General features: G+C 66.7%; 18 protein-coding genes and 1 riboswitch. Of the genes, 6 read left to right on the plus strand and 12 right to left on the minus strand.

Going from position 1 to position 21,390, the window contains the following annotated elements; translation table 11 throughout:
• The first annotated feature begins 2 nt into the window (after positions 1–2).
• Positions 3–470 (plus strand): hypothetical protein, encoded by a 468-nt coding sequence (locus tag GXK59_RS19195; protein ID WP_160663363.1) that lies wholly within the window; start codon positions 3–5, stop codon positions 468–470.
• On the opposite strand, the gene GXK59_RS19200 is transcribed toward GXK59_RS19195, so the two are convergent.
• Both GXK59_RS19200 and GXK59_RS19205 read right to left on the minus strand, forming a co-directional pair.
• The gene (locus GXK59_RS19200) at positions 460–3,951 is read right to left on the minus strand and encodes a DEAD/DEAH box helicase (protein WP_160663365.1); all 3,492 of its coding nucleotides are present in this window, start codon (positions 3,949–3,951) and stop codon (positions 460–462) included. The two genes, GXK59_RS19195 and GXK59_RS19200, sit on opposite strands and share 11 nt — an antisense overlap.
• A 99-nt stretch (positions 3,952–4,050) precedes the next feature.
• Positions 4,051–4,416: a DUF3846 domain-containing protein gene (locus tag GXK59_RS19205; protein WP_160663367.1), complete on the minus strand. Its 366-nt coding sequence runs from the start codon at positions 4,414–4,416 to the stop codon at positions 4,051–4,053.
• A 631-nt stretch (positions 4,417–5,047) separates the two neighbouring features.
• Between GXK59_RS19205 and GXK59_RS19210 the strand changes: the two genes are divergently transcribed.
• Positions 5,048–5,917 (plus strand): DMP19 family protein, encoded by an 870-nt coding sequence (locus GXK59_RS19210; RefSeq protein WP_237393709.1) that lies wholly within the window; start codon positions 5,048–5,050, stop codon positions 5,915–5,917.
• Between the two features lie 49 nt (positions 5,918–5,966).
• On the opposite strand, the gene GXK59_RS19215 is transcribed toward GXK59_RS19210, so the two are convergent.
• Positions 5,967–6,506 carry a COG4315 family predicted lipoprotein gene (locus GXK59_RS19215; RefSeq protein WP_160663369.1) on the minus strand — a complete coding sequence of 180 codons (540 nt, stop codon included), beginning with the start codon at positions 6,504–6,506 and terminating at the stop codon, positions 5,967–5,969.
• A gap of 174 nt (positions 6,507–6,680) precedes the next feature.
• On the opposite strand from GXK59_RS19215, the gene GXK59_RS19220 reads away from it, so the two are divergent.
• The 3 genes from GXK59_RS19220 (at position 6,681) to GXK59_RS19230 (ending at position 8,623) form a co-directional block, all read left to right on the plus strand.
• Positions 6,681–7,181, plus strand: a complete 501-nt coding sequence (locus GXK59_RS19220) for a sigma-70 family RNA polymerase sigma factor (protein ID WP_160663371.1) — start codon at positions 6,681–6,683, stop codon at positions 7,179–7,181.
• Positions 7,178–7,879: an anti-sigma factor family protein gene (locus GXK59_RS19225; RefSeq protein WP_160663373.1), complete on the plus strand. Its 702-nt coding sequence runs from the start codon at positions 7,178–7,180 to the stop codon at positions 7,877–7,879. Before GXK59_RS19220 ends, GXK59_RS19225 begins: the two co-directional genes overlap by 4 nt.
• 228 nt (positions 7,880–8,107) lie before the next feature.
• A complete protein-coding gene (locus tag GXK59_RS19230; protein WP_160663375.1) occupies positions 8,108–8,623 on the plus strand; it encodes a flavin reductase family protein in 516 nt (171 codons plus the stop codon).
• 42 nt (positions 8,624–8,665) lie between these two features.
• On the opposite strand, the gene GXK59_RS19235 is transcribed toward GXK59_RS19230, so the two are convergent.
• The 9 genes from GXK59_RS19235 to trmB all read right to left on the minus strand — a co-directional run bounded on the left by GXK59_RS19235 (position 8,666) and on the right by trmB (position 20,145).
• Entirely contained in the window at positions 8,666–10,093 is a 1,428-nt protein-coding gene (locus GXK59_RS19235) for an NtaA/DmoA family FMN-dependent monooxygenase (protein ID WP_160663377.1), read from the minus strand.
• Positions 10,093–11,343 carry an acyl-CoA dehydrogenase family protein gene (locus GXK59_RS19240; RefSeq protein ID WP_160663379.1) on the minus strand — a complete coding sequence of 417 codons (1,251 nt, stop codon included), beginning with the start codon at positions 11,341–11,343 and terminating at the stop codon, positions 10,093–10,095. The genes GXK59_RS19235 and GXK59_RS19240 overlap by 1 nt, the downstream gene beginning before the upstream one ends.
• 33 nt (positions 11,344–11,376) lie before the next feature.
• Entirely contained in the window at positions 11,377–13,044 is a 1,668-nt protein-coding gene (locus tag GXK59_RS19245; protein WP_160663381.1) for a dipeptide ABC transporter ATP-binding protein, read from the minus strand.
• Positions 13,045–13,055: 11 nt separating this feature from the next.
• Entirely contained in the window at positions 13,056–13,955 is a 900-nt protein-coding gene (locus tag GXK59_RS19250) for an ABC transporter permease (protein ID WP_237393710.1), read from the minus strand.
• Between the two features lie 18 nt (positions 13,956–13,973).
• On the minus strand, positions 13,974–14,933 hold the full coding sequence (locus GXK59_RS19255; protein ID WP_160663383.1) for an ABC transporter permease: 960 nt from the start codon (positions 14,931–14,933) through the stop codon (positions 13,974–13,976).
• A gap of 6 nt (positions 14,934–14,939) precedes the next feature.
• The gene (locus tag GXK59_RS19260; protein ID WP_160663385.1) at positions 14,940–16,601 is read right to left on the minus strand and encodes an ABC transporter substrate-binding protein; all 1,662 of its coding nucleotides are present in this window, start codon (positions 16,599–16,601) and stop codon (positions 14,940–14,942) included.
• A gap of 97 nt (positions 16,602–16,698) precedes the next feature.
• Positions 16,699–16,788: riboswitch (SAM riboswitch) on the minus strand.
• 209 nt (positions 16,789–16,997) lie between these two features.
• Positions 16,998–18,287: an N-acetylglucosamine-6-phosphate deacetylase gene (locus GXK59_RS19265; protein ID WP_160663387.1), complete on the minus strand. Its 1,290-nt coding sequence runs from the start codon at positions 18,285–18,287 to the stop codon at positions 16,998–17,000.
• Complete coding sequence (locus GXK59_RS19270; protein ID WP_160668903.1) at positions 18,287–19,093, minus strand: DUF1206 domain-containing protein; 807 nt, start codon at positions 19,091–19,093, stop codon at positions 18,287–18,289. The genes GXK59_RS19265 and GXK59_RS19270 overlap by 1 nt, the downstream gene beginning before the upstream one ends.
• Positions 19,094–19,221: 128 nt before the next feature.
• A complete protein-coding gene (gene trmB / locus GXK59_RS19275) occupies positions 19,222–20,145 on the minus strand; it encodes a tRNA (guanosine(46)-N7)-methyltransferase TrmB (protein WP_160663389.1) in 924 nt (307 codons plus the stop codon).
• A 96-nt stretch (positions 20,146–20,241) separates the two neighbouring features.
• Here trmB and GXK59_RS19280 point away from each other — a divergent pair.
• A partial coding sequence (locus tag GXK59_RS19280; protein ID WP_237393953.1) for an MFS transporter occupies positions 20,242–21,390 on the plus strand: 1,149 nt, incomplete at its 3' end.

A 21,390-nucleotide genomic window follows, 5' to 3' on the forward strand; every position in this document is an offset into this window, starting at 1 on the left:
CCATGACCGTCGCAGGGGGCCTGGGCGGCCGCGCCGGCATCGTCTTCCATTCCCGGATCTGCGCCGCCGTGACAGCGGCGTCGTGCCTGGCGCACCTGTGGCTGGTGGCCGCGAACCAGCACGGGACGTGGCTGAACCTGCTGATGCTCGCCATGGTGGCGGTGTGCCTGCCGTGCGCCGCGCACATCTGGCGGCAGGGACGGGCCGGCGCCCTGCGGCAGGTCATGGCCTCGGCACTGGCGATGACCGGGGTGCACGCGGTCCTGCTCCTCGGGGCCGGAGCCGGCGCCTCGGCACATGTCCACCAGGGCGCGGCCACCGCAGCAGCCGGAGCGGCACCCCCGGGCGCCGGGGCGCTGCTGGCGGTCATTGCGCTGGAAATGACGACGGCGCTGCTCGCCGCGACGCTCCTGGCCCGGCTCCGGGAGCGTCAGGCGTGGGAACGCGCCAGCCACGAACTCAGTCGTTAAACAGCCCGGCCAGGTCCTCCGCCGTGAGTGCCCCACCGGAGAGCGCGTCGCCTTCCATGACGTCGGCGAACAGCTGGGACTTCCGGGCCTTGAGCGCCATGACCTTTTCCTCGATGGTGTCCTTGGCGACGAGCCGGTACACCATGACGTTGCGGGCCTGCCCGATCCGGTGCGTGCGGTCCACTGCCTGCGCCTCCGAGGCCGGGTTCCACCACGGGTCCAGCAGGAACACGTAGTCCGCCTCCGTGAGGTTCAGGCCGAAGCCACCGGCTTTGAGGCTGATCAGGAACACCGGGGCGGCGCCGTTCTTGAACTCATTGACGACGTCGGTGCGGTTGCGGGTGCTGCCGTCGAGATAGCAGAACTCGATGTTCTCCTCGACGAGCCGCTCGCGGACCTTGCCCAGGAACCCGGTGAACTGGCTGAAGATGAGGGCGCGGTGCCCTTCCGCCACCAGGTCCTCCAGCTGTTCGAAGAGCACGTCGAGCTTGCTGGACCGGACCCCCGAGAGCGAGGGATCGATCAGCGAGGGATCCAGGCTGAGCTGCCGCAGCAGCGTGAGGGACTGGAAGATCGTGAAGCGGTTCTTGTTGACGTCGTCGATCAGTCCCAGGATCTTCTGGCGTTCGCGCTGCAGGTGCGTCTGGTAGACCTTCTGGTGCCGCGGGTTCAGCACAACCTCGAGGATCTGCTCCTGCTTGGGCGGAAGGTCGTGGATGACCTGTTCCTTGGTGCGCCGCATCATCAGCGGGCGGACCCGACGCCGGAGCTTGTCCAGCTGGGCCTTGTCGCCGTTCTTTTCAACCGGCTTCTGGTAGGACTCGGCGAACCGCTTCGGGCTGGAGAAGAGCCCCGGCGCCACAATCGAGGTGAGCGCCCAGAACTCCATCAGGTTGTTCTCCAGCGGGGTGCCGGTGATCGCGAGTTTGAACACCGCCGGAAGCTTCCGGGCACACTGGTAGGCCTTGGACTGGTGGTTCTTGACGAACTGGGCCTCGTCCAGGACCAGCCCGGCCCACTCCTTGGAGGCGTAGGCCTCGTAGTCGATCCGGAACAGGGCGTAGGACGTAATGACGATGTCCGCACCGGCCATCGCCTCCGTGGGGCTTGAGCCGCTCTTGGCGAAGGTTTCGCTGATGGCGCGCACGGTCAGACCGGGCGCGAACCGCGCGGTCTCCGCCTCCCAGTTGCCCACGACACTTGTGGGGGCCACCACCAGAAAAGGCGCAGCACCGGGCGCAGCACCGGGCGCAGCGCCAGGCACCGTGGCGGCAGCGCTGCCGTCGGCAGCTGCAGCGGGAGCAACTGCCGCGTCCTTAGCGGCGCAGATCAGCGCCAGCGCCTGCACGGTCTTGCCCAGGCCCATGTCATCGGCCAGTACCCCGCCGAGTCCGTGGCGGTAGAGGAAACTGAGCCAGTTGAAGCCCTCCAGCTGGTACGGGCGAAGCTCGGCATTGAGGGTTGCCGGCAACGGCAGGCCCTTCGCGCCGCCTTCCAGCAGCCCGCCGACAGCCTCGCGCCAGGCCGCGGCCTGCTGGTCCACAATGCCGAGTTGCGCCAGTTCGTCCCAGAGCCCGGCCTGGAATCGGCTGATCTGCAGTGGGGCGTCCTTGTTGTCCTGCAGTTCCCGGGCCTCTTCAATCAGGGCCCGGAGCTGGTGGAGTTCGGGCAGGTCCAGAGAGAAATAGGCCCCGCTGGGGAGCAGCATCTTGGTCTGGCCGGCCGCCAGCGCGGAGAAAACGGCCGCGAAGGACACCGGCTGGCCCTCCAGGGAAATCTGGATGCCCAGGTCGAACCAGTCCCGCTGCTCGGTGGCCTTCGTGGAGATGGACACGACCGGCGCCTCTTCGGCCTCCCGGTAGTCGGCGATTTCGCCGGCCGTGTCCACCGAAACGCCGGGGACCTCGCGGAGCCCCGGGAGCAGCTCCTCGGTGAACGCCAGGGTGTCCAGGCCGCTGAGTTCCGCCGAGGCTGACAGCCGCGGCGTTCCCCAGCCTCCCGTGGCCGACTCGCCTAAGGCTGGAACCACATCCCAGGGCTGCCCGACTGCCTCAAGGATGCGGGCCTCGGCAGGGTCGTCGCGGTAGCCGTGATCGCCGGGGTGGCGCCACAGCGGCTGGGCCGTGACGAGCTTGCCGGACTTGTAATGCCATTCCCAGTGCAGCCGGACCCGGTGGTCGGCGCCGTAGTTGGCCAGCAGCGACAGGGTGGGTACGGCCAGCTGGGGCAGCTCCACGGACTCGTCGGAGGCTGTGACCCGGGCGCTCTGCTTGAGCTTGGGATAGAAGCCGGTCAGGAAACGGCTCTCGTCCCGGGCCGGAATGTGCAGCGTGGTTCCGGCCGTGACGAAGGTCAGGAGTTCCTCACTGAGGCCGCCTTCGAGCGGGGCGAGCGTAATGACGGCGTCCGTCGGTGCGGCTCCGGGCAGTGCGTCCGGGCCGGAGGTCAGGAAGATCCCGTGGGCGGGGCGTCCGATGGTCCCGACGGAGGCCGGATCGACCACCTCCCCCTCAACGGTGATGGTGGGGGCGAGCGACAGCCCGCCGTCGTCCGCGTCGCCGGCAGCCGGCAGCACAACGGTGCCGTCCGCCTCGGCGGGGACCGGCGCGGCGCCGAAGCGGGCCAGGTTGAGCCCGACGGATGCCGGCTGCTCAACGAACCGCACGGGTTCCGCCCCGCGGCTGTGGACGAGGGCGACGCCGATCTTCCGGGCCTGGGCCAGCAGGCTCCACAGGTTCTTGCCAGCGTAGGTGTTCAGGCCCAGCCACAGCCCCGTCCCCGCGTGCTGACGGTTCGCCAGGGCGGTGTGTGACGCGAGGAACTCCTGCATCCACTCGACGTGGGCCTCGTTGCACTCGCGCCGGTAGCTCAGGTAGCTCAGGGTGTTCCAGGAGACGTCGCCGCGGATCCATTTTCCCTTCGCGCCCATGATCACCGGACGGGCCTTAAGCTGGCGGACGCTGCGCAGCGGGTCGCGGCGCCCGGTGTAGGAGAAGTGCGGGGCGGGTTCTTCAATTTCGAACTGGAGTGCCAGCGGGATGCCATTGGTGGACTGCGTGATTCCCGGCTGGGCAATCAGCGGGCTGAGCGCCTGTTCCCAGTCCGGCACGTCAAGCACCGGGGCCGGCCGGGACAGTCGGCTGACGTCGGCGGGGGCCAGCAGCTGGACACGGATCGCAGGGTTGTCCTCGGCCGCGAACAACAGGGCGGCAACATGCTTGCAGTCCTTCCGGACCGGGCAGCTGCACACCCCCACGGTGCAGCTCCAGCCGCCCGCCTTCCGGACCAGCTTCGCCGTCGTCGAATACGGCACATCGGAGCCGCCACGCACCTTGCCGAGCATGAGACCGGTGGCGGCGTCGAAGGACATACCCGAAACGCGGCTCCCCATGGCGTAGGCAAGTCCGGCCGCCAGGGAGCGGTCGTTGATCGCGGGAGTCTGTATTGCCAGTGCCGCACTCTCGTCCGGATGGGATGGCATGTGCGCACTACTTTCAGCAGTTGGTCATCTGATCCATCTTAGCGAGCCTGGCGGGACTCCCCGAACCCATGGGACAAGGGACCACAGTGAGTGCTTCGTCTACTGGACCATGACCGGTGCCGGGCGCGCTGTGTCGAAGAGGCGCGCGGCCAGCCGGAGCAGGTGTGCAGGTGCATCTGCCTCGCCGCCGTCGTTTTTGTGTCCGAGGAACACAACCGTCCCGCTGACGGTCTCCTCGAGATGCAGACCTGCTTCGCGGATCAGCACTTCGGCCCGGACGTTCAGGGGCAGGGGGATGAAGTCTGCCTCGTCGTTCAGATAGGCGTGCCAATCCATGCAACTGATTGCTCCGACGTTTCCTTCAACCAGGGTCTGCCGTGTGGCAAGAGCCGTGTCGATCTCCTCGACGCGAATGGGGTGGCTCAGGCGGGCCGGGATAATCAGGGCGGTACGAGTCTGGCGCATGACCGGGTCTTTCTGTGTTTGAACAATCGACAATTTCCACAGGCCTGAAACGCGGTCCAACCGGAAATCACCCGGTGCCCGGTCGGAGCATTGTGAAACGCCCGGTATCGTCCGCTTGGCGTGCATTTAATCGTTTAGCGCGAACTTGGACCGACGCCCTGGTGGCTTGCGTCTCCGCCTGTCACCGTGACCTGCCTGCCGCTGGTGCATCAGGGCTTAGGTGTCACCTCTGGCTTTTTCGCGGCTTTGCGAACAGCATTTCGCTGGTTTCGTTTTTTGCCTTTTTCTCGGCTCTCTTTTCGAGAATCGACTTTCCCGTTTTCTTGGCATTGACATTTCTGGGAGACTTTCCTGACAATGGAATCACGCCTTTCTAAACGCTATCTACCCATCACCATACCTACTTATATTTTAAATGCCAGTCCACGTGTTTAGGGCGGATTATGGACCGTGCTGGGACCCAAAAGAGCCCGGGATTTAAACGTCCGAACGAAGGCACAACCTGAAGAGCGTTGGCCGGGTCACCCAAACTTCGCCGGACGTTCAGCTGCGGCTCAACCGCAGCGCCGGCGGTGCCACGTACCGTGAAAGGGATCGGAGCACCACCCGCCTTAAGCAGTGAGGATTTTCCATGAGCAACGGCCTTTCCACCACCCTGCCCGCCACCGGTTACGCGACGGTCCTGCCGCGGGCGGTCATCAACGGCAGCGACGCGGACGTCGTTGACGCAAACGTGGACGTGGTCAATGCCATGTACGCGGAGTTGCTCGACATCGAGGAAATCGCGCCGAACGCGCTGCGCAGCTACTACGTCGACTTCTACCTGACGCAGTCGCTGGGCGGCGGGTTCGCCCAGTACGTCTTTACCGCGCCCGAACGCCAGGACATCGACGCCTACATCCGGGCCGGGCTCGAAAGCATGGGGGCCGCCGCTCACCTGGACCTCTTCAACCGCACCGTGGCTGCCTTCGATTCCCTCTCCGAGGAGGAAGCAGACGCGTATCTTGATGGGGACGCGGATCTGGACAGCGGCACGGACGGCGTCCCGGACGTGGTCGGACTCCTGGAAGAGCTCGACAGCGAGTTCGAAACCCTGCTGGAGACCGAAGACATCATCGCGCTGAACGCCGCGTGGCTCCGGGACCTGGCAGACCTCCTGGTCCTGGACGAGGAGGAGCTCGACCGCCACATCGCCGAGCGTGTGTCCCGGATCCCGAACCTGGCGGAGCGCCAGGCCGAGGCCGCTGAAGGTGATCTGCTCGACATGCCGGAATTCGAAATGATCATCCGCGAGCTCTGCGACGTGGCAGGCCACACCCTCCTGAAGATCACCATGGGCGACCCCAACTATGACCACGAGGGCCAGACCACCCTGGCCTGGCATTTCACCACGGACCAGGGCGAGTTCCTCATGCTCGAGGACGAACGCGAAGCGGTCATGATCCACCCGGAGAGCAAGGAGATTCTGGCCGCCGTCGAGTTCGAGGTCGAGGACGACTGAGCCCGAACAACTGCCACCGGCCGCGGCCGGCGGCAGTGATGGCCGGCAGTTAGTACCCGGAGGTGCCGGTGATCATGTCACCTGAGGGGGCCACGAGGTACCAGACGCTGCCCACACCCTGGCCCCGGATGTCCCCGGCCGCCGCATCCTTGGCGTAGTAGTACACGGGCATCCCGTTGATGGTCAGCTGCTTCTTGCCCTCCGGGGTGGCGATGGTGCCCACGGTGCCGGTGACGCCGTCGACCGTTGGCGTGTCACCGGCGGCGAGGGCCGGAGGCCATGCGGCGATGCACCCGCCGGTGCAGGTGCTCGTCCCGGAGTCTTTGACGTCCTTCGTGTAGAAGTAGACGCTCATGCCTTTGCCGTCGACGACGATCCTGCCGGCGGTGGAATCCGCGACCTTGAGATCCGGCCCGGCCGCGGCCGGTGCAGAGGTGGAAGCCGGAGCCGAACCCGCTGCGGCACTGCCGGGCGGCGTCGTGGCGGCCGCCGGCGTCGTGGACGTGGCAGTCCCGCTGGTGCCGGCACAGCCGGAGAGCAGTGCGGCGAGGGCGAAAGCGGACAGGCCAATGCTGAGGTGCTTTTTCATGTGCTGCTCCTTGAGTCGAACCGGCCAACTGGCCAGGCCGGCGCTAACCGTTACGACGCCTCCGGAGGAAGAATGGTTCACAGGACTGCGCCCCGGAACCCGTACGTGAACCGTTCCGGCGATCCGCACGTCATAGGGGGAACAGGCGCACAAACCCACCCGGGGAGGACGGTCATGTCGCTCGACGAAGACGTGGTGGCGGCGATTTACCGCGACCACGGGCCGGCGCTCAGGCGTTTCGTCCTGAGTGCCTGCCGGGATCCGCACATGGCGGACGACGTCGTGCAGGAAACAGTGCTGCGGGTCTGGCAGCAGGCCCCCCAGATCACGGGAAGCCTGCGCAGCTACCTGTTCCGGACGGCCCGCAACATCATGATCGACAACTACCGCAAGGCCCAGCGCCGGCCCCGCGAGGCGACAGAACGGGACCTGGCAGACCCGGCCGACGGCGAGGAACGCGTGGACGAACTCCTCAACCGGGTACTGATGGAAGAGGCGCTGCTCCGGCTCAGCGCGGAGCACCGGGACGTTCTGGTGGCCCTCCATTACCGCCGCTACACCGTGCAGGAGGCATCGGTCAGTTTGAATATCCCCAGCGGAACAGTGAAGTCCCGCGCGTTCTACGCCGTGCGGGCCCTCCGGACGATCCTTGATGAGATGGGGGTGCAGCGGTGAGCGCCACGGACCTGCACCAACTGCTCGGCGCCTACCTGCTCGGCGGGCTGGAACCCGAGGAGGCCGCCGCCTTTGAGCAGCACCTGGGCAGCTGCGCGGACTGCCGGCGTGAGCTGGACGAGCTGGCCAGCCTCCCGGCGCTGCTGGACGCGCTCCCGGTGCCCGACGCCGTCGCCCTCGGCGCCGCTGCCGCCACCACCGGGCGGAAACCGGCGACGCCGGAACCGCCGCCGTCGGGCCCCACGCCTGCCGTCATGCCGCGGCAGCTTCTCGACGAACTGTCCACACGTCGCCGGAGAATACGACGCCGGTGGACCGCAGCGCTCGCCGCAGCGGCAGCGGGCTGCCTGGCTCTCGGAATCCTGGCGGCGCCGCTGGTCAATCAGCCGCCCAAGCCGGACGCCAGCTACTCCGTCCAGGCCGGCGACGGGCTGCAGTTCACGGTGGGGATGGTCAAAAAGACCTGGGGCACTGAGCTCGCCGTCGAAGGCCGGAGCCTCCCGGTGGACGGGACCCTGTCGCTGTGGGTGAAGGCCAGCGACGGCGGCGAAGACCGCGCCTGCGCATGGACGGCAACGCCGAGCGGGAGGGTCAGGATCACCGGAGCCACGCCCCTGCAGCTTGCCAACATAGCCAGCGTTGAGATGCGGAACGGGCAGCAGCAGACCATGGCCGTCATCGCCGTGCCGCGGGAATAACAGCGGCGACGCCCCCGGGACTGGAAAGCCGGCCCGGAGTTTGCAGCTGGTGCGTGCCCTGACTCACACGGCAGGGCGATCACCTCATGAAGCGGGATGACGGACCGTCGTCGTAATTTCCTGCGCCGTGTGAAGCCACGTTGCGCTCTGCGTCCGCAGGTTTCGCCTGGTATTGGGAACCGGAAGCAACGGTGGTTGATTGGGGGAAAGCCTCGAAAGGAAACTGCCATGACGGATCATTCTGACCTGAGCCCGCAACGGCTCCGTCACGTTTTGGGTCATTTCGCCACCGGGTTGACGGTGATCACCGCTGCCACAAGTGACGGCCCTGCCGGGTTTACCTGCCAGTCCTTTTCTTCCCTATCGCTGGAGCCCGCCCTGGTGACTTTCAGCCCGGCCCGGACGTCCTCGACCTGGCCGCTGCTGCGCGGGGCAGGGAAGTTCACAGTGAACATCCTGGCCCAGGAGCATCAGCATCTGGCCGCCCAGTTCGCCCGGTCGGGAACCGAAAAATTCGCCGGAGCCGACCACGCGCCGTCCCCGCTGGGCAACCCTGTGCTGCCCGAGGCCCTGGCCTGGGTGGACTGCGAACTCCATCAGGAATACGACGGCGGCGATCACACGATCGTGGTCGCCGCCGTCCGCTCCCTCAGTGCACGCACGGACGCGGAACCCCTGCTCTTCTACAGGGGCAACTACTACGGCGTTCAGCTCCGCGACGCGCTGCTTCCCGGCGCCGCCTGACCACGGCAGGCACGCCGCCTGCCGTGGTCCCACTGCGCCCGGCTAAACCCGCAGCGGAGCCAGGTCGTTCGGCTTCACTGTTGCTGCGGCCGACAGGTCGCTGAAGGCACCGCGATAGCGCGTTGCGGGGTGGGTTGGCTCCAGCTTCGGGCCACGGCCGAAAACCTTCTCACGCAGCGTGCCCGGCGCGTACTCCGTCTGGGCCAGGCCGCGGCGCTGCAACTCGGGCAGCACGCCCTGGATGAAGTCCGTGTAGGACCCGGGGATGATCTGGTTGATGATGTTCACACCATCGATCCCGGCATCCTGCCAGCGTTCCAGTTCGTCCACAATCTGATCCGGGGTGCCGGCGATCTGCTGGGCCTTGGCACGGTAGCGTGCCAGGTCACCGATCGTAGGCTTGCCGCCGGGCACGGACGCAATGGCGGCTTGAAGAACACCCTGGGCGCCCTCGGTCTCGACGTCGCCCAGCGGGGTATCGAGCGGGAGGCCGCCCAGATCGACGCCGATCCCGCCGCCGATATGCGCGATGATCGTGTGGAGATCCAGGTACTCGTCGTATTCGGCCTGCTTGCGGGCGACCTCTGCCTCGGTGCTGCCGATTACGAAGGACAGTCCGCCAAAGATCTTGACGTCGCCGGCGGCCCGGCCTGCCGCGGCTTCGAGGGCCCGGATCGAGGCAGTTTGTTTCTTGACGTAGTCAACGTTGGGCGCAAAGAGGAAGGTTGCCTCCGCGTTCTCCGCAGCGAATTTCTTGCCGCGGGCGGAACTCCCCGCCTGGAACAGGAACGGCGTGCGCTGCGGGCTGGGTGCGACCAGGTGTGGGCCGTCAATGGAGTAACGGGTCCCGCGGTGGTTGACCTTGTGGACCTTCGACGGATCCGCGTGGATGCCGCGGACCTTGTCGGCCAGCAGTGCGTCGTCGTCCCAGGAACCCTCCCAGAGCTTGTAGACGGCCTCGGTGTATTCCTCGGCCCAGTCGTACCGGTCGTCGTGCGGAGTGAGCCCGGCGTTGCCGAAGTTCCGGTGGGCGTTCTCCAACACACTGGTAACGATGTTCCAGGCGACACGGCCATTGGAAATATGGTCCAGGGTCGACAGCTGACGGGCCAGCTGGAACGGATCCGACTGGATCACCGAGCTCGTCATGGCGAGGCCAATATCCTTGGTCACCGCGGCCAGTGCGGAGCAGAGCACCAGCGGATCGTTCGAGGGGACCTGAAGCCCCCGCTCGACCAGCGAGGCCCAGCCGCCCTCGTGGTCACCGTACAGCCCCACGACGTCGGCGAAGAACATCGCATCGAATTTCGCCTCCTCCAGCTCGCGGGCCAGATCGACCCACAGCTGCAGCTCGTTGAAGCGGTGCTGCTGCGCCTCCGGATGCCGCCACTGGCCCCCCAGGATGTGGGTGGTTGTGTTCATCACGAAAGCGCTCAGGAGCAGCCGGGGACGTTCGTCAAAGGTCCCCATCAGGAATCGCTCCCCTGGCTGGACGTGGTTGCCGGGACCGCGTCGCCGATGCTGTGGAGGCCCGTGGGGATGGTTCCGTTGATGTGATAATCGCCGACGGACCGCGCCTTGAACACCACCGGGTTGTGGGTGGCTACCGTCCGGGCGTTGCGCCAGTGCCGGTCCAGCCCCTTGCCGCGGCTGGTCGACGAAGCGCCGGTGACATCGAACAGCTCATTCGCCGCGGCCAGAACCAGGCCGGGGACGCTCACATGGGCCTGCTGCACCCCCAGCTCGGCCCGGACGAAGGCCGCCTCCACCTCAAGTCCCAGCGAAGGGTCGACGGCGGCATCCAGATCGCGTGCGGCTGCCACCACGATGGACTCGGCGGCGTAGACGCCGGCGGCGATCTGGCCAACGCGTTCCTGGATCAGCGGATCGTCCCGGAACAGCGAACCTGACCCGGTGTTGAACGTGCGGGTGCGCTCGCGGACCAGCTGGCTGGCGTCGCGAAGAGCCGCGTGGCCGATTCCGACGAGTACGGTCAGCAGTGCGAGCTGGAAGAACGCCGGTTCCAGCGTGCTGGTGACCTTGCGCTGGATGATGTCCCCGGCGTCGACCTCCACGTCCGCAAAGATGGCCGTTCCGGTGCCGGTGAGCGGCTGCCCGAACCCGTCCCAGTCGTCAAGGATCGTGACTTTGGGGTCGTTGACGCGGACCAACGCGTACTGGCGGCCCTCACGGCCTTCCGTGCTCGCCATGACCACGACCCAGTCGGCGAAGATGCTGCCCGTTGTGTAGTACTTTTCGCCCTTGAGCAGCCAGCGGCCCTCCTCCTCGCGAAGCTTGGTCTGGGTGGTGCCCAGGGCGTTGCCGGAGCGTTCCGTGGCGGCGTTGCCGAAGATCTCCCCGGCGAGTACGCGGGGGAACCAGCGGTTGCGGAATTCGATGGGCTGCAGCGCAATCGTTTCCACGAACGAGAAGTGGGACCGCAGCAGGTGTGAAACGTTGGAGTCCGCGGCGGCGAGTTCGATCAGCAGCCGGCTCAGGTGCTCATAGCTGACGGGGTCCCCGCCGTGCGCGGCGGGGACCCGGATGGTGGTGAATCCGCTTTCCTTCAGCCAGGCAACGGGCTCGAACGGCAGGACGTGGTTGGACTCGCGTTCCAGGGCACCTTCTGCGATCCGCGCGAAGACATCCTGGAAGCGGGCGGCCAACGCCGCGTAGCGGGCCTCTCCGCTGAGTTCTCTTACTTCTGTCGAGACAGTCATCTTGTTCCTAACGTTGAAGGGGGACTGACGTTCTTAGTGGCCGGTTGCCGCAACGAGGTCGCGCAGGCGGTGGCCAGGGTTGGAATCGAGCAACAGACGTGTGTAGTCGCTTTGCGGGTTGGAGAAGACCTGCGCAGTCGGGCCGACTTCCCGCAGCTGGCCCCGACTCATCACGCCGACGTCTTGGGCGAAGCGTTCAACAACGTGCAGGTCGTGGGAAATGAACAAGTATGAAAGTCCCAGGTCGCGTTGCAGGTTTTCGAGCAGGACCAGAATCTGGGCCTGCGTCAGGACGTCCAGGGCGGAGAGGGCCTCGTCAAGCACGATGGTGCGGGCGCCAAGCGCGAGGGCCCGGGCGATCGCCACGCGCTGGCGCTGGCCGCCGGAGAGTTCCTTGGTCCTGCTGCCGGTGACGCGTGCGGGGAGGTTCACCTGGTCAAGGAGTTCGGCAACCCGGGCACAACGTTCAAGGCGCGACCCGACACGGAAATTCACCAGGGGTTCGGCGACGATGTCTCGAACGGTTAGCCGCGGGTCGAGCGCCGAATCCGGGTTTTGGTACACCAGCTGCAGGGAGCGCCACAGCTCCCGTTTGTCCTTTCCCTGGGTCGACGTGACATCGTTCCCGTGAACCATCACGGTGCCCGACGTCGGGTCCAGCAGCCGCATGATCATGCGGGCCGTTGTGGACTTGCCCGAACCGGATTCGCCGACCAGCGCGAAGGTGGTTCCTTGGCGCACCGCAAAATTGACGTCATCCACGGCGCGGTGTTCAGTCTCGCCCCGGCCGAAGACCTTGGTGAGGCCGCGGACTTCGATCGCAGCAACCGGTTCCTCGCGGGCCGTATCCACGTCGGCCCGGTCAGTCTTAGGGGCGGCAGGATAGGCCTCCCGGAGCAGCCTGACCGTGTAGTCGTCCTCCGGCTGCGCCAGGATGTCGGCGACCGGACGGTCTTCAAGGATCCTGCCCTGCCGCATCACCACGATCCGGTCGGCCAGATCGGTTGCGACGGCCAGGTCATGCGTCACGAAGATGACGGCCGTCCCGTGGTCCCGCGCCAGCCTGCTGAAGACCTCGAGCACCCGGCGCTGCACGGTGACGTCCAGCGCCGAGGTCGGCTCATCCGCAATCAGCAGCTTCGGTCCCAGGCTGAAGGCGATCGCGATCAGGACCCGTTGCTTGAGTCCGCCGGAGAGTTCATGGGGGTACTGCTTCAGCCGCTCCGCGGGGCGGTCGATGCCCACCAGTTCGAAGAGCCGGATGACCTCCGCCCGGATCTCGCTCTTGGAGCGCCTGCCTTCTTCCGGGTGCAGCCGGAAGACCTCGGCCACCTGGGATCCGACCGTCTTCACCGGATCCAGCGACGCGCCGGGATCCTGCGGAACCATGCCGATCTTACGTCCACGGATTTTCTCCATTGCACGTTCAGAAAGCCCGGTCAGCTCAATGCCGTCGAACACGATGGTTCCGGCAGAGACCGCGGCCGCTTCGGGGAGAAGGCCGATGAGCGATTTGGCGAGTGTGCTTTTTCCGGAACCGGATTCACCAACGACGGCAACGATTTCGCCCGGTTTGAGGACCAGCTCGAGTGAATCTGCGGCCACGACCGCCCCTGGTCCGCGGCCGTATTCGACGTGCAATCCGCGCACCTCAAGCAGGGGTCCGGGTTCGGCTTTGGGATTTACTGTGTTGATGGTCATGGGGCTCCTGACTAAAACCGGAAGATCTTGAGAAGTTGGCGTCCGAGACCGGCCAAGAGCACGACCGTTAGCACGATGACCAGGCCCGGCAGGCTGGTCATCCACCACGCGCCAGCGAGGTATTGCCGACCCTCAGAGATCAGCAAGCCCCATTCCGGGGTGGGCGGAGGGGCACCGAAGCCGAGGAAGCCAAGTCCGGAAATTGCGAGAATGGCAGCTCCAAGGTCGACTGCCAGCAGTGCGAGCACCGGGCCGCAGGAGTTCGGCAGGACATGCTTCCAGACGACGGACCAGTACGATCCCCCGTTGAGGAAGGCGGCCTCGACGTAGTCCAGGTTGCGCACGCGCAGGACTTCCGAGCGGACCACGCGGGCGAACGAGGCAATCGAGGCGATGCCCACGCCGACGCCGAGCGAGATTGGTCCGGGCGCGAACGCCGTCACGATGATCAGGGAGATCAGGAATCCCGGCACCGCCAGGAGCACGTCCACGAGGCGCATGGTGCTCGAATCCGCGGCCCGGCCGGCCGTCGCAGCAAACAGGCCCAGGGCCGTTCCCACCACGAATCCGATCAGGACAGCGAGCCCTGCGGTGAGCAGGGTCTGCGAGGTGCCATGCACGACCCTCGCGTAGACATCCCGGCCCAAGTGGTCGGTACCGAACCAGTGCCCGGCACTTGGCGGCTGGAACTTCTGCTTCGGAATGCCGCTGATGGGGTCGAAGGCGCTGAAGAGGCCCGGCAGAAATGCCCACCCCAGGACGATCAGCAACGGAAGGACGGTCAGCCACAGGCCCGCCGAGCGCAGGATGCTTCTTTCGCGCTTTCCCGGGCCAATCGCTGCGGCGCTGCCACCGGCAGGAGGCAGCGCGGCCTCATCAATAGGATCTGTTGGTAGTAGGTTGAGGCTCACAAGGTTCTCCGTTCGGTCTCAGGCAGCCAGTGCTCGTGGCGAGCCGTGGGCACTGCTCTTGAGGATGCGGGGATCCAGCAGCGGATACAGCAGGTCGACGATCAGGTTCACTGCAACGAACGCCGACGCCGTCAGCAGGACCAGGCCCTGGACCAGCGGGACATCCTGGACGGTGACGGCCTGGAGGACCACCGAGCCAAGGCCGGAGCGGGCGAAGACGGTCTCCGTGATGACGGAACCGGCAAGCAGGGTTCCGACCGTGATGCCGGCAATGGTCATTGCCGGACCCGCAGCATTCTTCAGGGCGTGGCGGTAGAAGATCCATGCGGGGGACGCGCCCTTGGCCCGCAGTACGTCGATAAACGGTTGCTCATAGACGTGAGTGATGCTCTTGAGCAGTACCTGCGCGATCGGGGCGGAAACGTGAAGGGCCAGGACAAGGACGGGAACTGCCAGCGATGCAAAGGAACCGTCCGGGAACAGGGACATCACACCGAGCTGGATGGACAGCAGCTGCAGCAGCACCAGCCCGAGCCAGAACACCGGAACCGCTGCGAACAACGGCGGGAGATTGGTGATGAAGCGCTGCAGCGCCGTCGAGCGGCTCAACCAGGCCGCGGCCACGAGGGCCACAGCCAGGACGACGGCCAACACGAAGGCACTGGAGGCCAGCGCCAGGGTGGATCCGGCCACCGCGCCGATGCGGGTCGCCACCGACTGTCCGGAGGCCAGGGAGTACCCGACGTCTCCACCGAGCAACTGCCCAAGCTGGTTGAAATACTGCACCAGCAGGGGCTGGTCGTAGCCGTATTGGGCCTTCATGGCATCAATCGTTGCCTGGTCAGCCGCGGCGTCCGCCGAGAGGAAGATCGTGACCGGATCGCTGGGCAGCAGCTGTATTGCCAGGAAGACGAGCGTGTACGCCAGCCAGATGACAAGCAGTGCCTGTCCGAGGCGCCGCGCAAAGTAAAGACCCATGACGACCTACTTGCCGGTCTTCCAGGCACCCTGGAAAATCGGTGCGGTGCCGGAGGTGAATTCGACGTGTGACTTGGCGTTGGCGCCGTAGACCTGGACTTCGTCCCAGAGAACGAGGGCCAACGCCTGGTCGACAACCAGCGTGCGCTGTTCTTCGGCGACGAACTGCTTGTGCGCTGCTGCGCTGGTGGCGGCGCGTTCCGTGGCGAAGAGCGCATTGAGCTGCGGGTCCGCGTTCAATGTCTGCGTGTTGGTGACCGGGCCGAAGACCGGCCCCAGGCCGCCGTAGGCGAACTGCCGCGTTCCGAAGAATTCCACGTTGGGGTCCTTCATGGAAGTCGCCAGGAAGGCGTTGTCCGCCGCGCGGTTGACCAGCTTCACGCCGATCTTGCGCCACTGCTGCTCGATCAGTTCGAAAGCGGGCTTGATGACCACGGAGTTGTTGGATGACGTGACGGTGACTTCGAGCTTCTGGCCGTCCTTGGCGCGGATGCCGTCGGAGCCAACTGCCCAGCCGGCCTCATCCAGCAGGTTCTTGGACTTCTCCGGGTTGTAGGCCAGGTCGGCGGAGAGATCAACGAAGTCTGGTGCTTCACGGTTCAGGATGGAGCCGGCGAGTTCGTAGCTGTCGGAGAGCACCGTGTCCTTGAGCGTCGGCCGGTCGATGCCGAGCTGCAGTGCCTGGCGGACCTTCGCGTCCGCCAGCTTGCCGCTGCCGACCCGCGCCGCCGCCATGTTTGCGGTCAGGTCAATGCCCTTGGCCGGCAGGACCTGGTTGCCGCTCCCGGCGAGGGCAGTTTCGTCGGCCGGCTGCAGGCCGCGGACCAAGTCAACCTGGCCGGTCTGCACGGCCCCCGCGCGGTGGGCCACTTCCGGCAGGTACTTCACGACGACCTTGTCCAGATAGGCGGCCCCCTGGTTGGCGGCACCCTCCGGAGCCCAGGCGTAGTCGGAACGCTTGGCCAGGACGATTTCCTCATCGGCCTTCTCTGATTCGAAGGTGAAGGGACCCGATCCGGAGATTTTCGCGATGGCCGACTGGGCGGCGTTGTCCAGGGTGAGGGTCTTCGGCGACACGAGTCCGGCGGTGACGGAGGACGTGGCGCGCAGGAAGTTGGCGTCGGGGGAGGACAGGGTTACTTCCACCTGGTCCTCGCCGGTGACCTGCGAGGACTCGTAGGTGGAGAAGTCAACGTTCGGCTGGATCTTGGCGCTCTCGATACCCTTGCCCAGGGCCTCGAAGTTTGCCTGGACTGCCTTGGCGTCAAGCGGCGTTCCATCGCTGAAAGTCACTCCGGGGCGGATTGTGAAGGTGAACTTGGTCTGATCCTCACTCGCGGTGAACTTGCTGGCGATCCAGGGGACAAGCTCGCCCTTCTTTGCATCGAAATAGGTCAGCCGGTCCAGCACGCTGTTCAGGACGTTCGCCTTTTCGTAGAAGCGCGCCGCCTGGGTCTGGAAGTTGTTAATCGGGGTGACCTCGGCGAAGACGAACGTTCCGCCCTGCACCGGCTTTCCGTCCGCGCCGGCCTGGGATGCCGACGTGCCGCCAGCACCGCCGCAGGCACTCAAGGCCAGGGCTGCCGCGCCCATCAGTGCCAGTAAACGCAGCGGGTGGCGCCTGCTCTTCGAACTCGTGGCGGGCGTGAGTGATTCAGGGGTATCCATCGCGGATCCTCTCGGTCGTGACCGGGGGACGCCAAAACCGTACGAGTTTGTCCGACACAGCACGGGGCCGGGCCGGTGGAACCTGGGATCTTGGCAATCTCCATCGGTCCTGGCATTAGCACCTTGCCCTTGCGGGTGGTTGCTACGGCGTCATCGAGCCAGGTCTCTCAGCCGATCTGGATGGTCTTTATTCGTCACGAAGGACATTTTTCGGTTCCGCGACCGTTGCGGGTGGCGGCAACATCCACTTTGTTGCAGAATCTTCGATTTCCCAACAATGACGACATGTTCTGCAACAAACGATCACACAGAGCCACATCCCGCCTCATGGCGCCATGATTGCGGCCGAAGGTCAGCGACGTTCGGCAGCCGTGCACGACGGCGTCGAGCCCCGGCTCAGGAGGCGGGGCGTGCCAGGGGTTGACCGCCGCGAAGGACCGCGGCGAGCCCGAAGTCTGCGTCGACCGCCACAATGTCGGCCCGCATGCCGGCCTTCAGGCTCCCGATCTCGGCCTCAAGGCCCAGGATCTTGGCCGGGACCAGGGTCGCCGATTTCACGGCGTCGGCAGGGCTGACCCCGGCCCCGATCGTGCGGCGGACAACTTCCAGCAGGGTGGCCGTGCCGCCGGCGAGGGCGCCGTTGCTCTTCAGTGCCGCCACGCCGTCGCGCACCACCACGGCGGCAGGACCGAGCGCGTAGTCGCCGTCGGGCAGGCCGGTCGCCGCCATGGAATCGGTGACCAGGACGACGTTGCCGGCGCCGACCAGCTCGAAGACCATCCGGACCGTCGCGGGGTCCAGATGGACGCCGTCGCCGATGAGTTCCACAGCGACGGTGCCCTGGGCCGCGAGGCGCAGGCATGCCGCCACAGGGCCGGGACTTCGGTGGTGGAGCGGCGGCATCCCGTTGAACAGGTGTGTCACCGTCGGCCGCCGGCCCGTTCCGGGCCCGGAAGCACCGGAGTTAGTAGCGTTCAGGGCTCCGGCGCGGGCGCGCAGGGACGCGGCCGCGCTGGTCAGGGAATCCACGGTGGTTTGGGCGTCGGCGTCGGTGTGGCCCAGCGACGGCGTGACGCCATTCGCGGCGAGCATGCTGACCAGACCGTCGGCGCCCGGCAGCTCGGGGGCATACGTCATGGTCTTGAGGGTGCCGCCAGCCGCATCCAGCAGCCGGCGGAGCAAATCGGGGTCCGGGGCCCGCAGCCATTGCGGGTCCTGTGCCCCGCAGCGGGCCTGGGCGAGGAACGGGCCTTCGGAGTGGATGCCCGCGATGAGGCCCTCGTCCGCGAGTTGCCTCAGCACCCCGACTCCCCTCACGAGCTCCTGCCCTGACGCCGTGACGAGGCTGGCCAGCAGTGTGGTTGTTCCGTTGCGGTGCAGGAAGCTGACGGCGTCGCGGCACGCGTGGCTGTCGCCGGTGGGAAAGCCGCCGCCTGCCGCGCCGTGGCAGTGGAGGTCGACGAGTCCGGGAAGGATCGAGCTGCCCGGCGGAAGCTTGAGTTCCTCCGCAACGGGGAAGCGGGCCGCGTCGAAGCCGCTCCGGGGGCCGGCGTAGGCGATTCTTCCGTCTGCCACCGCGACCACGGAATCAGCCGTGGCAGCGCCGTCCGAGATCAGTGTCCCGGCCAGGATGTAGGCGGAGCCGACGACGGGTTCGTGGGTGTCCGGTCGGTGCGCGTCGGGCATTACATCTTGGCCAGTTTGGCGCGCACCATCATGAAGATCCCGTAACAAATGAGGCCAGCTCCGACCGCAGCCAGGATGTACATGCCGAACGGCTGGTCACGGAGGGCCCTGAGGCCGCCGTCGAGCCCGGTGGACTCCTCGGGGTGGGCTTTGATCGTGGCGACAATGACCAGCAGCCCCACGAGAAGCAGGACAATGCCTTTGGCGGCGTAGCCGACGACGCCGAGGACGGTCACCGCCGTCCGTGCCTTGTGCGAGGCGGGGAGGCGGAGGTGCTTGGCGAAGGACTGCCGGAAGCCGCGGATGGCGTAGACGATTCCGGCGACTGCGACGCCCGCGCCGACGGCGAGCAGGAGTGCGTAGCCTCCCGGGGCCTTCAGCACGGAGGCTGTGAGGTCGCTGGTGGAGCTGGTGTGGTCCTTGCCGGCGCCGCTGGCGAAGGAAAACAGGGTGAGGGCGAGTCCGGCGTAGACGACGGCTTGGAGGGCGGCCTTGGCCTTTTTCCCCAGTTTCTTTTTCGCCGGCAGGTGCTCGAAATCGAAGATGGCATCACTGGTTTGCCAGATCGCGAGGGCGACGCAGGCGGCGAAAGAGCTCCACAGCAGCAGTGGACCGGCCGGCTGGCTCCCAAGCTGCTCCACTGCACCACTGACGTCAGCCTCGCCTTCGCCGCCCATGGCGAGCCGGATCGCGACGAGTCCGATGAGGAAGTGCAGGATGCCGCTCACGGCAAAACCGGCGCGGGCCACCAGCTCCAGCGGGCGGGAATTGGTGATGTCTTCGGCCGCGTCGGCGGCGTCCTTCAGTTCTCTCTTGATGGCGGTCCCTCAACTGGCTCGGTGGTTCTGCCGGACGTGAGTTCCGCCCGGTTCATGCATCTTCGGTAATCGTGCCACGCGGAGGCCGCCGGGAACAGCACGGTCGAGTGACCGGCCTAGCGGCGCAGGTAGCTGAGGTCGAAGATGAGCCGGCCCGCCTCGTGCGCCTTGTTCTCGAAACTCGTCAGGATCCGGCCGTCGAACCGCGGGGCCCAGCCGCCTGTCTCATCGATGCCCTCGTTGGGTCCGGTGTGTTCCGTGCTCACGGGTGCGCGGCCCTCCTTGACGGGGGCCCCGCCCACGAGGGACTCGACGCCGGATTCCCACACTTGGGTGAGCGGGCTCTCCGCGCCGCTGCGCTCGCCGTCGTGCAGGTTCTCGAAGTCGGGGGAGCCGGCCATGACCTCGCGCACGTGGACGGCGTAGTTGGACCAGTCCGTCGCGATCCGCCAAAGGCCGCCAGGCTTGAGCGCCCGCGCGGCGAGCTCGGCGAACGCCGGCTGGATGAGGCGGCGCTTGTGGTGCCGGGACTTGTGCCACGGGTCCGGGAAGAAGACCCACAGTTCCGTGACGGAAGCCGCTGGCAGCATGGTGGCCAGCACCTCGGGGGCGTTCGCCTCCACAACGCGGACGTTGCTGAGGCCGCGGCTGTTGATTTTGATCAGCGTGTTGGCCAGTCCCGGCGTATAGACCTCCACGGCAAGGAAGTCCTTGTCCGGGTTCTCCTCGGCCGCGTGGCACACGGCATCGCCGAGCCCCGAGCCGATCTCCACGATCAGGGGGGCCTTGCGGCCGAATTCGGCTTCGGCGTCGAAGACGTAGTCCGGGTGTACGGAGGTGTTGGCGATGTGGCGGGGGACGTCGACGGCCCATCGGTCAGAATGTTCCTCCCACGCCACCTGCCGGCGCCCCTGCAGGCGGGTGCCGCGGCGCACAAAGCTGACCGGCCGGCCGCCATAGGTGCCGAAGGAGGCCTGGCTGCCGGGGGTCACCGGGCGCGGTGTCTGCGGCGACTCGGGGGATTCTGGGGATTCACTCATCCCTTCCAGAATAGTGGAGTTCCGGTGTAGGCCCGGGTCGGCAGGATTGGCCGGAAGCGCTCTGTTGACACCGCGGGCGGCACCGAGCCTGCCAGAATGGGGTCCGTGACTGTACCGAAAAGCCCCCAGGACTCCACCGTCAGCGGCCTCAAGACCGGGGACCGTCGGGTCTTGCTGGTGGACGCCGAGATCGACGACGTACCCGCGGCGGACCCCACCCGGGTCGGCAGCCGCCGCACCCTGGCCTACCTGGGCGTGTGCCTGGTCCTGATCGGCCTGAACCTCCGTACTGTCTTCTCCAGCTTCGCCGCGGTACTGCCGGAAGTGACGGCCGACGCCGGGCTGCCGGGCTGGGCCGTCGTCGTCCTGACCACCGTGCCCGTGACGCTGCTGGGGGTCTTCGCCCCGCTGGCTCCCGTTCTGGCCCGCCGCTTCGGGGCCGAGCGGGTGCTGCTGGGCGCCATGGCGGTGCTCACCGCCGGGCTGCTGCTGCGGCCCCTGGAGGCCGGAGCCGCCGGGCACCTTCCCGCTCTGCTGGCCGGGACGGCGGCCTGCGGCGCCGCAATCTCGCTGTGCAACGTGCTGCTGCCCGGCCTGGTGAAGCGTGACTTCCCGCACCGGCTCGGGCTGATGGGCGGCCTCTACACCACGGCGATCTGCGCCTCAGCGGCCCTTGGCGCCGGTTTCACCTACCCCGTCTTCAGCGCGACGGGGGAGTGGACCGCAGCGCTGTGGTTCTGGGCGCTGCCCGCCGGCGTCGTACTTCTGCTGTTCCTGCCGCTGGCCATCAGGCAGCGCCACGGCCGGCACCAGAGCGCGCACGGCGGCGTGAATGTGTGGCGCTCGGCGGTCGCGTGGCAGGTGACCATCTTTATGGTGCTGCAGGCGATGATGTCCTTCAGCGTTTTCGCCTGGCTGGCTCCGATCCTGCGCGAACGCGGGGTGGACGGCGGCACGGCCGGAGTGATCGTCTCCGTCTCGATCGTGCTGCAGATGCTGGGGTCCTTGTTCGCCCCGGCGCTTGCCACCCGGTTCCGGGACCAGCGCGCGATCAACACCGTGGTGGCGCTCATGACCGGTGGCGGCTTCGCACTGAGCATCTTCGGCCCGCTCGAGTTGATCTGGTTGTGGACCGGGCTGCTGGGATTGGGTCAAGGCAGCCTGACCGCCGTCGCGCTCACCATGATCATGGTCCGCACCCGTGACGGCCACACCGCGGCGCACCTGTCAGGCATGATGCAGGGA

The organism is Pseudarthrobacter sp. ATCC 49987 (assembly GCF_009928425.1).
In the GTDB taxonomy this organism is placed as follows: Bacteria; Actinomycetota; Actinomycetes; order Actinomycetales; family Micrococcaceae; genus Arthrobacter.